A 12660-nucleotide genomic window follows, 5' to 3' on the forward strand; every position below is an offset into this window, starting at 1 on the left:
TTTAGGACGGCATCTTACGGACCGAGCTGGTCGGATTGAGGCTGCCGATGTTGCCGCTTTCGGTGCCGGCGGCCGGGTCGATGACGGCGTTGATCAGGGTCGGACGGCCGCTGTCCATCGCCTCGGTCACGGCGCGGTACAGCTCGTCGGGGTTGGTGACATGGACACCGACGCCGCCGAAGGCTTCCATCATCTTGTCGTAACGGGAGTCAGGCACGAAGACCATCGGCGACGGGTCGGCCCCGCCGGTCGGGTTGACGTCGGTCCCGCGGTAGATGCCGTTGTTGTTGAAGATGACGATGCAGACCGGCAAGTTGTACCGGCAGATCGTCTCCACCTCCATGCCGGAGAAGCCGAAGGCGCTGTCGCCCTCAACCGCCAGCACCGGCTTGCCGCTTTCCACCGCGGCGGCGACGGCATAGCCCATGCCGACGCCCATCACGCCCCAGGTGCCGACGTCCAGGCGCTTGCGCGGCTCGTACATGTCGATGATGCCGCGGGCGAGGTCGAGGGTGTTGGCGCCCTCGTTGACCAGCATGGCATCCGGCCGCTCCTTGATGACGCGGCGCAGAGCGCCCAGCGCACCGTGGAAGTTCATTGGCGACGCGTTGCTCATCAGCTTCGGCGCCATCTTGGCGACGTTCTGCTCACGCTTGGCCGCGACGGTGGCCATCCAGTCGGTCGGCGGGGTCAGGCCGCCGTCGATGCCCTTCAGCAGCACTTCCATGACCGACGCGATGTCGCCGACCAGCGGAGCATGGATTTCGACGTTGCTGTCCATCTCCCTCGGCTCGATGTCGACCTGGATGAACTTCTTGGAGCCGGGCTTGCCCCAGGTCTTGCCCTTGCCGTGCGACAGCAGCCAGTTCAGGCGGGCGCCGACCAGCATGACCACGTCGGCTTCCTGCAGCACCAGCGAACGGGCAGCGCCGGCCGACTGCGGGTGGGTGTCGGGCAGCAGGCCCTTGGCCATGCTCATCTGCAGGAAGGGAATGCCGCTCTTCTCGACGAAGGATCGGATCGTCTCGTCGGCCTGGGCATAGGCGGCGCCCTTGCCGAAGATGACCAGCGGACGCTTGGCGCCCTTCAGCAGGTCGAGCGCGCGGTTGACGGCCTCGGACGACGGATACTGCGCCGGGGTCGGATCGACCACCTTGACCAGCGACTTGGCGCCTTCCGCGGCGTCCATCACCTGCGAGAACAGCTTGGCCGGCAGGTCGAGATAGACGCCGCCCGGACGGCCCGACACGGCGGCGCGGATGGCACGCGCCACGCCGATGCCGATGTCCTGGGCGTGCAGGATGCGGAAGGCGGCCTTGCACAGCGGCTTGGCGATGGCCAGTTGGTCCATCTCCTCGTAGTCGCCCTGCTGCAGGTCGACGATCTCGCGCTCCGACGAGCCGCTGATGAGGATCATCGGGAAGCAGTTGGTGGTGGCGTTCGCCAGCGCGGTCAGGCCGTTCAGGAAGCCCGGCGCCGACACCGTCATGCAGACGCCCGGCTTCTTGGTCATGAAACCGGCGATGGCGGCGGCGTTGCCGGCATTCTGTTCGTGGCGGAACGAGACGACGCGCATGCCCTCGGCCTGCGCCATGCGCAGCAGGTCGGAGATCGGAATACCGGGGACGACATACAGGTTGTTGATGTCGTTGAGCTTGAGCGCGTCGATGACGAGCTGGAAGCCGTCGGTCAGCGCCGGCGCGTCTTCGACAACAGATGCTTCCGTGGCCTGGTTCTTAGTGATCGTTGCAGCCGCAGTAGACATAAGGGTAACTCCTCCCCGAGCTCCAAAAAGGTTCAAGATCGGTTAGTCGAGGAAGGCGCAATGCCGTTCCACGTACTGTGCGAGACCGAGCGTGTGTTCCCGCACCCGACGTTCCGCGAGATCGGCATCGCGGGCGGCCAGCGCCTCGATGATGTCCCGATGCTCGTGGATGGACTGGTCGGCACGGTCGCCGAGGCCCATGGTCGCGCGGCGGATCGCACGCATATGGATGAAGAAGCGATCGGTCAGATCCGAGATCAGCGTGGAGCCCGAAGCCTGGACGATGCTCTGGTGGAAGACGATGTTGGCGTCGGAATACTCGGCGACGTGCTCCGCCAACTCGGCTTTCGTGTATTTGTCGAACGCGGCGTGCAGGAGTTCCAGCTTCTCCGTGGTGGCGTTCTCGACGAACAGGCGTGCCGCCATGCCTTCCAGGGCGGCACACACCGTGATCATCTCCACCAGTTCGGCCTTCGTCTTGCGCACCACGAAGATCCCGCGCCGCGGTTGGGAGCGGATGAACCCCTCCTGTTCCAGCAGCGCCATCGCTTCGCGCACCGGGGTGCGGCTGACACCCAACGCTTCGCACAGCCGGCGTTCGTCCAACCTGATCTCGCTGCTCTGGCCGTAGATGTTCATCTGCGTGATGGCCTGTCGCAGCGACTGGTAGGCCTTGGCCTTGAAGCTCATCCCCTGTTCCAGGGGTTCGACACTGAATCTATCGCGGTTCATCACGGTTCCGACCCTTTGCGCGCCGACGCCGGCGGCGCCGCTTGTTGTCGTGAGCGTTCCTGTGCGAGCGTTCGGATGACGCCCTGTGGTGCGTCGTTTAGAGCGGCGCGTCGTTTTGAATTATCGATACGGTATACCAGATGCCAGACACCCGCAAGGCTAATTGCGGGCACATCGAACTATTTCCGTCGCCGACGGAGTTGACGTTCCATCTGTTCGATTTTTCTGGCCAATGAGCGATAATCGCCCTATTTTTGCGCCTCAGGATCGTTCTTCGGGGGAAGGGACCCGCGCATGGTCGAAACCCAACGTCTGGCCGGGGCCGCAGACAAGACGCCATCCGCTGCAGCGGAGGAGGCGTCCGACCCGAACTTCATGACCTCGCTGGCGCGCGGCCTGTCGGTGATTCGTGCTTTTACCGAACGCGAGCCGAACCTGACCATCGCCGACATCGCGAAGATCACCGGCCTGCCGCGGGCGGCGGCGCGGCGCTGCCTGCTGACGCTGATGCAACTGGGCTACGCGGGCTCCGATGGCCGGACCTTCCATCTGAAACCGAAGATCCTGGCGCTGGGCTATTCCTTCCTGTCCTCGGCCCCACTGGCGACGATCCTGGACCCGCTGATCGAGCAGGTCAGCGGCGCCGTGCAGGAATCCTGCTCCGCCGCCGTGCTGGACGAGGATGACGTGGTCTACATCGCGCGTGCGGCGACCAAGCGGATCATGTCGGTCGGGCTGAATGTCGGCAGCCGCCTGCCAGCCTACTGCACCTCGATGGGGCGCGTCCTACTGGCGGCCCTGCCGGAACCGGAACTGGACGCCTATCTGGCGCGGGTGCCGCTGAAGCCCTACACGGAGCGCACCATCACCGCCACGGACGCGCTGAAGCGCGAGTTGGAGCGGGTGCGGGACCGTGGCTTCTCGCTGGTGGACCAGGAGCTGGAACTTGGACTGCGCTCCATCGCCGTGCCGATCCGCACGGCTTCGGGAGGGGTGGTCGCGGCGATGAACATCAGCGCCCAGGCTGCCCGCGTCACCTGCCCGGAGATGGAGGTGCAGTTCCTCCCCCACCTGCACCGCGCATCGGAAGAGGCGCGGGTGCTGCTGGTGCGGGCACGGGGGATTTGAGGAGCGGCGGTCTTACCCCCTCTCCAACCCTCCCCCGCTTTGCGGGAGAGGGAGTCGGCCGCGGAACGTCGGCAGTTCCCTCTCCCTCGAAGAGGGGGAGGGCTAGGGAGGGGGCAACAGCGGCCGCACCCTACAGGATCGTATCCGGCGAGATCGCCGTCAGGGCCGCCTTGATCTTCGGCACCATATGATCGGCGAAGGCCCTCACCTTCGCCGGCACAAGCGCGCGGTGGGGATAGAGAACCGCCAGCGTCACCGGTTCCGGCGGAAACTCCGGCAGCACCGGCACCAGGGCGCCGCTGGCCAGATGCTCGGCCACCTCCCACAGCGGCTTCATGGCGATGCCGCGGCCGTCCAGCGCCCAGCCGGTCAGCACGTCGCCGTCGTCGGCGTCGAAGCGGCCCGACACCGGCAGCTTCACCGGTTCGCCGCCCTCCAGCACGCTCCATTGATACTGCTGGGTGCCGGGGAAGCGCAGAAGCAGGCAGTTGTGCCCCGACAGATCCGCCGGCATCAATGGCCGGCCGCGCTCCGACAGGTAGGAGGGGGACGCCACCAGCACGCGGCGCATGTCGGCGATCTTGCGCACGACGAAGCTTGAATCCTTCAGCGTTGCCATCCGCACCGCCACGTCGACCGCTTCGCGCAGCAGGTCGAGCAGATGGTCGGACAGGCGCAGCCGCACCTCCACCAACGGGTGGGCGGCGCAGAAATCCGGCACCAGAGGCGACAGGATGCGGCGGCCGAAGCCCAGCGGCGCCGTCACCCGCACGCTGCCCGACGGCACGCCCGACCCGGCGGCGATGCTGCTGTGCGCACGCTCCACCGCCTCCAGAACCTCCAGGCAGCTCTGGTAGAAATCCATGCCGGTCTCGGTCGCCTGCAACTGCCGCGTCGTGCGGTTCAGCAGCCGGACGCCGAGATGGGTTTCCAACTGCTGGATGCGGTGGCTGACCATGGCCGGGGACATGCGCAGGTTCCGTCCGGCGGCCGACAGGCTGCCCAATTCGACGACGCGGACGAAGATGCGCATGTTCTCAAGCAACGCCATGCTCGTACGGACTCCCTGTCGGAAGAATGGGCCGGACCGGTGGGTTACGGATCGGCAGCGACGCTAGCACGGGCGTTGCGGAGAGGGAATTTCCGCGACGCAGCATACCCGGCAAAACGAAAGCCGCCGGAGCGCGTGAGCGCCCCGGCGGCTTTGCGGTCGGACGGGATGGGGCCGTCAGACCAGAACGGTCTCGCTTTCCTCCACCGGCAGGTCGAGGATTTCCTCGAACTCGTTGACGCTGTCGATGTCGGTGCCCATGGCGATGTTGGTCACCCGCTCCAGCACCAGTTCGACGACGACCGGCACCTGATACTCGTCCATCCAGGCCTGGGCCTGGGCGAAGGCGTCCTGGATGCGGTCGGGTTCGGTGACGCGGATCGCCTTGCAGCCCAACCCCTCGGCCACCGCGACGTGGTCGACGCCATAGACGCCGATCTCCGGCGCGTTGATGTTCTCGAAGGACAGCTGCACCTGGAAGTCCATCTGGAAGGCGCGCTGCGCCTGACGGATCAGGCCGAGATAGGCGTTGTTCACCAGCACATGGATGTACGGCAGCTTGTGCTGGGCGCCGACCGCAAGCTCCTCGATCATGAACTGGAAGTCGTAGTCGCCGGACAGCGCGACGATGCGCCGCTGCGGATCGGCGACGCGGACGCCCAGCGCCGCCGGCAGGGTCCAGCCCAGCGGGCCGGCCTGGCCGCAGTTGATCCAGTGGCGCGGCTTGTAGACGTGCAGGAACTGTGCGCCGGCGATCTGCGACAGGCCGATGGTGGTGACGTAAGTGGTATCCTGGCCGAAGGCGCTGTTCATCTCCTGATAGACGCGCTGCGGCTTCATCGGCACCTGATCGAAGTCGCTGCGGCGGTGCATCGACCGCTTGCGGCCCTGGCAGTCCTTGACCCAGCCGCCGAGATCCTTGAAGCGCCCTTCCGCCTTCCACTCCTTCGCCACTTCGATGAACAGGTCCAGCGCGGCGCCGGCGTCGGAGACGATGCCGAGATCCGGCATGAAGACGCGGCCGATCTGGGTCGGCTCGATGTCGACATGCACGAACTTGCGGCCCTTGGTGTAGACCTCGACCGAGCCGGTGTGGCGGTTGGCCCAGCGGTTGCCGATGCCCAGCACGAAGTCGGACTTCAGCATCGTCGCGTTGCCGTAGCGGTGGGCGGTCTGCAGCCCCACCATGCCGGCCATCAGCGGATGGTCGTCGGGAATGGTGCCCCAGCCCATCAGCGTCGGGATCACCGGCACGCCGAGCAGCTCGGCGAATTCCACCAGCTTGTCGGACGCATCGGCGTTGATGATGCCGCCGCCGGCCACGACCAGCGGACGTTCCGCCGCCGCGAACATCGCCAGCGCCTTCTCGACCTGGGCACGGGTGGCCGAGGGCTTGTAGACCGCCAGCGGTTCATACGTCTCGTCGTCGAACTCGATCTCCGCCATCTGGACGTCGATCGGCAGGTCGATCAGCACCGGGCCGGGACGGCCGCTGCGCATCAGGTGGAAGGCCTGCTGGAAGACGTAGGGCACCTGCGCCGGCTCCAGCACGGTCAGCGCCCACTTGGTCACCGGCTTGGCGATGTCCGGCACGTTGATGGCCTGGAAATCCTCCTTGTGCAGGCGGGCGCGCGGCGCCTGTCCGGTGATGCACAGGATCGGGATCGAGTCCGCGATCGCCGAATAGAGGCCGGTGATCATGTCGGTGCCGGCCGGGCCGGAGGTGCCGACGCACACGCCGATGTTGCCGGCCTTGGCCCTGGTGTAGCCCTCCGCCATGTGCGAGGCGCCCTCGACATGGCGGGCCAGGACATGGCGCATGGTGCCACGCCGCTGCATCGCCGCGTAGAAGGGGTTGATCGCGGCGCCGGGGACGCCGAAGCAGACGTCGATGCCCTCCCGCTCCAGCACCCGCACCGCCGCTTCCGCCGCCGTCATTCTCGCCATCGCTCGACTCCTCACCAAACGCGATTGTTCGTGAGGACAGCTAAGCGCGCCGATGGTGCGTACGGCAAATCAACGGGTTGCCTTTTCCACAGGCTGGAAAGCGGCACCGAAAGGGGAATCAGCTGCCGCGGTAGGTCGAATAGGCCCAGGGCGAGACCAGCAGCGGCACATGATAGTGCTGGGAGGCGTCCATGATGCCGAAGCGCAGCGGCACCTCGTCGATGAAGTCGGGGCCGTCACCCGCAATGGCGCCGATGCGGCGGAAATACTCGCCGGCCATGAACAGCAGTTCGTAGCGGCCGGGCTGGAAGGCGTCGCCCTGCAACGCCGGGGCGTCGAGCCGGCCGTCGGCGTTGGTGGTGAACTCGCCAAGGACAGTGCCGCTGTCGAGCGCGGTCAGGCGGATGCGCATCCCCGGCGCCGGGCGCCCGGCGGCGATGTCGAGGACGTGGGTGGTCAGGCGGCCCATGGGTGTGTGGTCTCCTTGGGGTTGGGCATCGTCAGCCGACACTAATTCACACCCCACAGCTTAATCCCAACCACTCTCCCCTGCCCACCCGCGGAAATCCGGAAACTGTCTTCACCCCCGCGCCCAATCGGCCGATTGAACCCCCTGCCGCCAATGGCTTAGCGTAGTCCCCGCTTCGACCGCAGCGTTAACAGCGAGACGACGATGACCGACACTGCTTACCCCCGCGACATGATCGGCTATGGCGCTACCCCGCCGCAGGCCAATTGGCCGGGCGGCGCCCGTGTGGCGGTGCAGTTCGTCATCAATTACGAGGAGGGCGGCGAGAATTGCGTCCTCCATGGCGACGCGGCGTCGGAGGCCTTCCTGTCGGAGATCGTCGGCGCCCAGCCGATTCCCGGCGCCCGCCACATGAACATGGAGTCGATTTACGAATACGGCTCCCGCGCCGGCTTCTGGCGGCTGCACCGCATGTTCACCGAACGCAATCTGCCGGTCACCGTCTACGGCGTCGCCATGGCGCTGGAGCGCAATCCGGAGGTCGTCGCCGCAATGAGGGCCGCGGGCTGGGAGATCGCCACCCATGGCTGGCGCTGGATCGACTACCAGCATCTGCCGGCCGAGGTGGAGCGCGAGCACATGCTGCGCGCCATCGAGGTCCACACCCGTGTCACCGGTGAACGGCCGCTCGGCTGGTATCTCGGCCGCTGCAGCCCCAACACCTGGCGGCTGGTCGCCGAGGAGGGCGGCTTCGTCTACAACGCCGATTCCTACGCCGACGACCTGCCCTATTGGGACGACAGCCATGGCAGGCCACAGTTGATCGTGCCGTACACGCTCGACGCCAACGACATGCGCTTCGCCACCAACCAGGGCTTCAACAGCGGCGACCAGTTCTTCGCCTATCTGAAGGACAGCTTCGACACGCTCTATGCGGAGGGGGCGACGGCGCCGAAGATGATGTCCATCGGCCTGCATTGCCGGCTGGTCGGCCGTCCCGGCCGCGCGGCGTCGCTGGCCCGCTTCCTCGATTATGTGCGCGGCCATGACAAGGTCTGGGTGGCGACCCGACTCGACATCGCCCGCCACTGGATCGCCGAACACCCCTACGCCCCGAAGTGAGGCCTCCGATGCCCTACAGTCTCGACGATCTGAACCACATGGACCGCGCCGCCTTCATCGCGGCGCTGGGCGCGGTGTTCGAGGAAAGCCCCTGGGTGGCCGAGGCCGCCTGGGAGCGGCGCCCCTTCGCCGATGCGGCCAGCCTGCGCGCCGCGATGACCGGCATCGTGCGCGATGCGGGAACGGAGCGGCAGCGCGCGCTGATCCTGTCGCACCCCGACCTCGCCGACCGCGCCAGCCGCCCGGCCAATCTGACCGCCTTCTCGCAGACCGAACAGGCGAAGGCGGGCTTGAACGAGCTGACGGAGGCCGAGGCTCAGGAGCAGCGCGACCTGAACCGCGCCTACCGGGAACGGTTCGGCTTCCCCTTCATCATGGCGGTGCGCTTCAGCAGCAAGCAGGAGATCCTGGCGGCAATGCGCGAGCGCGTGACGAACGACCCGGAGGTGGAGTTCGGCCGGGCGCTTGAGGAGATCTACAAGATCGCGGGATTCCGGTTGGACGATCTGGTGGAAGTCCCCCTCTCCCCCCCGGGGAGAGGGATGGGGTGAGGGGGACGCACATGTGGGATTTTTGGTGAAGGCCCGCCGCGCATCCCCCTCACCCTAACCCTCTCCCCGGGGGGAGAGGGGATATCCTCTCAAAACGAAAAAAGCGCGCCGCCCCAATCGGAGCGGCGCGCTTTTCCATCCTACAACCGCTACGCTTCCATCGCCTTCACCACCTCCTCTGTCACCTTCTTCGCATCTCCGAACAGCATCATGGTGTTGGGCCGGAAGAACAGCTCGTTCTCCACGCCGGCGTACCCCGCCGCCATGCCGCGCTTGATGAAGAACACCGTCTTGGCCTTCTCCACGTCCAGGATCGGCATGCCGTAGATGGCGCTCGTCGGGTCGGTCTTGGCCGCCGGGTTGGTCACGTCGTTGGCGCCGATGACGAAGGCGACATCCGCCGTGCCGAAGTCGCGGTTGATGTCCTCCAGCTCGAACACCTCGTCGTAGGGCACGTTCGCTTCGGCCAGCAGCACGTTCATGTGGCCGGGCATGCGGCCCGCCACCGGGTGGATGGCGTACTTCACGTCCACGCCTTCATGCTTCAGCGCGTCGGACATCTCGCGCAGGGCATGCTGGGCTTGCGCCACCGCCATGCCGTAGCCGGGCACCACGATCACCGACTGGGCGTTCTTCATGATGTAGGCGGCGTCCTCGGCCGAGCCGGCCTTGACGCTGCCCTGCGGCCCCTTGGCCTCACCGCCGGCAGCGGCACTCTCGCCGCCGAAGCCGCCGAGGATGACGTTGAAGATCGAGCGGTTCATGCCCTTGCACATGATGTAGGACAGGATCGCGCCCGAGGAACCCACCAGCGCACCGGTGATTATCAGCAGGTTGTTCTGCAGGGTGAAGCCGATGCCGCAGGCCGCCCAGCCGGAATAGCTGTTCAGCATCGAGATCACCACCGGCATGTCGGCGCCGCCGATCGGCAGGATCAGCAGGAAGCCGAGAGCCAGCGCCACCAGCACGATCAGCCACATCGCCGCCGAGGAGTTCGACTGCACCAGCCAGATGATCAGGATGACGGTCAGCACGCCCAGCGCCGCGTTCAGCGGATGCTGCATCGGGAAGACCAGCGGCTTGCCGGTGACCAGCCCCTGCAGCTTGGCGAAGGCGACCAGCGAGCCGGTGAAGGTGATGGCGCCGATGGCGGTGCCGAGCGCCATCTCGACCAGCGAGCCCTTGGCGATGGCGCCGGCCACGCCGATGCCGTAGGCCTCCGGCGAGTAGAAGGCGGCGAGCGCCACGAAGACGGCGGCCAAACCGACCAGCGAGTGGAAGGCGGCGACCAGCTGCGGCAGCGCCGTCATCTCGATCTTCTTAGCCACCACATAGCCGATGGCGCCGCCGATGGCGATGCCGAGCACGATCATCCAGTAGGACTGGACGATGGGGGAGGCCAGCGTGGTCAGGATGGCGATGGTCATGCCGACCATGCCGTAGATGTTGCCCTGGCGCGAGGTCTCCGGGCTGGAGAGCCCGCGCAGCGCCATGACGAAGCAGATGGAAGCGACAAGATAGAGAAGGGCCGACAAGGTTTCCATGGTCTTACTTGCCCTTCTTCTTGAACATGGAGAGCATGCGCTGGGTCACGAGGAAGCCGCCGAAGATGTTGACGCTTGCCAGGATGACGGCGAGGAAGCCCAGGACCTTGGAGAAGCCAAAGCCTGCGGGTCCGGCAGCGATCAGCGCGCCGACGATGATGACCGAGGACACGGCGTTGGTGACGGCCATCAGCGGCGAGTGCAGGGCCGGGGTGACGCGCCAGACGACGTAGTAGCCGACGAAGCAGGCCAGCACGAGCACCGTCAGGCCGGTGACGAAGAAGTCGCCGTGGCCGGCAACGTCGGTGACGGGAACCGGCGACAGCTGCGCCACCTGCACGGCCAGGGTGTCGACCTGATTGGTCAGCGACGCCAGGGTTTCACGGAATGCGGCGATGTTGCTTGCGGGATCCGGGTGTTCCATGGGATCCGCCTCCTCACGCGGGTTGCGCTTCGCGGGTGTCCGCGAAGGCGGGATGCACGATGGCGCCGTCGCGGGTCAGCGCGATGGCCTTGACGATCTCGTCGTCCCAATTGACGGCCACACCCGTTTCCTTGCCGTGCAGCGACGCCAGCAGCGCCAGCAGGTTCTTGGCGTAGAGCAGCGACGCGCTCTCGGCGATGCGGCTGGCGTAGTTGGCATGGCCGACGATCTTCACGCCATTGGCCGTGGTCACCACCTCGCCCAGCTTGGCGCCCTCGACGTTGCCGCCCTGCTCCACCGCCAGATCGATGATGACCGAGCCCGGCTTCATCGAGGCCACATGTTCCGCCGTCACCAGGATCGGCGCCTTGCGGCCGGGGATCAGCGCGGTGGTGATGACGAGGTCCTGCTTCTTGATGTGCTCGGCGACCAAGGCTGCCTGCTGGCGCTTGTAATCGTCGGACATTTCCTTGGCGTAGCCGCCGGCGGTCTCCGCCTGCTTGAACTCCTCGTTCTCGACCGCGACGAAGCTGCCGCCCAGCGACTGCACCTGCTCCTTCACCGCCGGGCGCACGTCGGTCGCCGAGACGATGGCGCCGAGGCGCTTGGCGGTGGCGATGGCCTGCAGGCCGGCGACGCCGACGCCCATGATGAAGGCACGGGCCGGCGGAACGGTGCCGGCAGCGGTCATCATCATCGGGAAGGCGCGGCCGTACTCGCTGGCGGCATCCACCACGGCCTTGTAGCCGGCGAGGTTGGCCTGGGAGGACAGCACGTCCATGACCTGGGCGCGGGTGATGCGCGGCATGAACTCCATGGCGAAGGCGTTCACGCCGGCATCGGCGTAGGCCTTCACATGGTCGCGGCTGTTGTAGGGGTTGAGGATGGCGAACAGCAGCGTGCCCCGGCGCATCAGCGCCAGCTCGTCCTCACCGCCCTCGGCAGCGATCAGCGGTCGCTGCACCTTCAGCACGATGTCGGCATCGGCCAGCGCGGACGCCGCATCGGCGGCGATGGCGGCCCCCGCCGCCTCAAAGGCCGCGTCGGGAAGGCTGGAACCGAGGCCGGCCCCGCTCTCCACCACCACGTCCAGCCCGAGAGCTTTGAGTTTCTTGACGGTTTCGGGAGACGCGGCGACGCGGCGCTCGCCCGGGCGGCGCTCCCTGGGTATGGCGATCTTCATGTCGTTTGCTTTCGAAGGCCAGCGCCGGCAGCAGGCATGGGACAACGGACAGGGGGCGTCGGGCATGGTCCGCCCACATCGGTCCACCCACGTCGGTCCGCCCGCATCCGGTTCATGGCCGGGCGTGCGCCGAAGCGGCAAAAATCAGGAAATGGGAAATTTCAGGCGGCCAAAGTCGCGCGGCCGGCGACGAATCCGCGCCGGCCACGCACGCACCGCTTACTGGTTGGCGACGACCGGAAAGTCCCAGCCGTCCGACGCGGCGGCTGCGACCGGCGCGATGTCGTCGGCCTGCATGTCTTCCAACTGCCGGCGGATCAGGTCGCGGACGCTGACGACCCCGACCAGGGTCGATCCCTCCAGCACCGGGACATGGCGGATGCCATGCTCGTCCATCAGGCTCAGCACATGGCGAACCGGGTCGGACGGGCTGCAGCAATAGGGATCGCGCGTCATGAGCGCCGAAACCGCCTGCTCCAGGATGCCGGGTCCGCGGTCGACCAGCGCGCGGACAACGTCGCGTTCGGAAATGACGCCGACCACCGTGTTTCCCTCGGTCCGGCAGACGTCCTTTACCACGAGCGCCCCGGTATTCTCCGCCTTCATCAGGCGCAGCGCGGTGGCGACCGTTTCATTGATGCGCACCATGCCGATGCGCGTGCCCTTCTTGCGGAGAATATCCTCGACCTTCATGGCGGTCCTCCCCATTCGATGCGGCCGGCACGGTCCGTAGGATCCGCACCG

12 protein-coding genes are annotated in these 12660 nt (G+C 66.7%); 3 read left to right on the forward strand and 9 right to left on the reverse strand.

Annotation, left to right across the window (positions count from 1 at the left end; translation table 11 throughout):
- Nucleotide 1: 1 nt before the first annotated feature.
- Both oxc and FZ983_RS16665 read right to left on the reverse strand, forming a co-directional pair.
- The gene (oxc, locus tag FZ983_RS16660; protein ID WP_211102929.1) at nucleotides 2–1765 is read right to left on the reverse strand and encodes an oxalyl-CoA decarboxylase; all 1764 of its coding nucleotides are present in this window, start codon (nucleotides 1763–1765) and stop codon (nucleotides 2–4) included.
- 42 nt (nucleotides 1766–1807) lie between these two features.
- Nucleotides 1808–2497 carry a GntR family transcriptional regulator gene (locus tag FZ983_RS16665; protein WP_149224631.1) on the reverse strand — a complete coding sequence of 230 codons (690 nt, stop codon included), beginning with the start codon at nucleotides 2495–2497 and terminating at the stop codon, nucleotides 1808–1810.
- A gap of 294 nt (nucleotides 2498–2791) precedes the next feature.
- Here FZ983_RS16665 and FZ983_RS16670 point away from each other — a divergent pair, with 294 nt between their 5' ends.
- On the forward strand, nucleotides 2792–3625 hold the full coding sequence (locus FZ983_RS16670) for an IclR family transcriptional regulator (RefSeq protein WP_149224632.1): 834 nt from the start codon (nucleotides 2792–2794) through the stop codon (nucleotides 3623–3625).
- Between the two features lie 130 nt (nucleotides 3626–3755).
- Here FZ983_RS16670 and FZ983_RS16675 read toward each other — a convergent pair whose 3' ends face one another.
- From FZ983_RS16675 to uraH, 3 genes are all read right to left on the reverse strand, one after another.
- Nucleotides 3756–4676 carry a LysR family transcriptional regulator gene (locus tag FZ983_RS16675; RefSeq protein WP_149224633.1) on the reverse strand — a complete coding sequence of 307 codons (921 nt, stop codon included), beginning with the start codon at nucleotides 4674–4676 and terminating at the stop codon, nucleotides 3756–3758.
- A 177-nt stretch (nucleotides 4677–4853) separates the two neighbouring features.
- Complete coding sequence (gene gcl / locus FZ983_RS16680; protein WP_149224634.1) at nucleotides 4854–6623, reverse strand: glyoxylate carboligase; 1770 nt, start codon at nucleotides 6621–6623, stop codon at nucleotides 4854–4856.
- Between the two features lie 118 nt (nucleotides 6624–6741).
- Nucleotides 6742–7092: a hydroxyisourate hydrolase gene (gene uraH / locus FZ983_RS16685; protein WP_149224635.1), complete on the reverse strand. Its 351-nt coding sequence runs from the start codon at nucleotides 7090–7092 to the stop codon at nucleotides 6742–6744.
- 204 nt (nucleotides 7093–7296) lie between these two features.
- Here uraH and puuE point away from each other — a divergent pair, with 204 nt between their 5' ends.
- Nucleotides 7297–8214 (forward strand): allantoinase PuuE, encoded by a 918-nt coding sequence (gene puuE / locus FZ983_RS16690; protein WP_149224636.1) that lies wholly within the window; start codon nucleotides 7297–7299, stop codon nucleotides 8212–8214.
- A gap of 8 nt (nucleotides 8215–8222) precedes the next feature.
- A complete protein-coding gene (gene uraD / locus FZ983_RS16695; protein WP_149224637.1) occupies nucleotides 8223–8765 on the forward strand; it encodes a 2-oxo-4-hydroxy-4-carboxy-5-ureidoimidazoline decarboxylase in 543 nt (180 codons plus the stop codon).
- Nucleotides 8766–8914: 149 nt separating this feature from the next.
- Here the strand turns inward: uraD and FZ983_RS16705 are convergent, their stop codons facing one another.
- From FZ983_RS16705 to FZ983_RS16720, 4 genes are all read right to left on the reverse strand, one after another.
- The gene (locus tag FZ983_RS16705) at nucleotides 8915–10309 is read right to left on the reverse strand and encodes an NAD(P)(+) transhydrogenase (Re/Si-specific) subunit beta (protein ID WP_149224638.1); all 1395 of its coding nucleotides are present in this window, start codon (nucleotides 10307–10309) and stop codon (nucleotides 8915–8917) included.
- A 4-nt stretch (nucleotides 10310–10313) separates the two neighbouring features.
- Nucleotides 10314–10733: an NAD(P) transhydrogenase subunit alpha gene (locus FZ983_RS16710; protein WP_149224639.1), complete on the reverse strand. Its 420-nt coding sequence runs from the start codon at nucleotides 10731–10733 to the stop codon at nucleotides 10314–10316.
- 13 nt (nucleotides 10734–10746) lie between these two features.
- Entirely contained in the window at nucleotides 10747–11916 is a 1170-nt protein-coding gene (locus tag FZ983_RS16715) for a Re/Si-specific NAD(P)(+) transhydrogenase subunit alpha (RefSeq protein WP_149224640.1), read from the reverse strand.
- 219 nt (nucleotides 11917–12135) lie between these two features.
- The gene (locus FZ983_RS16720) at nucleotides 12136–12609 is read right to left on the reverse strand and encodes a CBS domain-containing protein (protein ID WP_149224641.1); all 474 of its coding nucleotides are present in this window, start codon (nucleotides 12607–12609) and stop codon (nucleotides 12136–12138) included.
- Between the last annotated feature and the right edge of the window lie 51 nt (nucleotides 12610–12660).

Source organism: Azospirillum sp. B21 (assembly GCF_008364825.1).
In the GTDB taxonomy this organism is placed as follows: Bacteria; Pseudomonadota; Alphaproteobacteria; order Azospirillales; family Azospirillaceae; genus Azospirillum.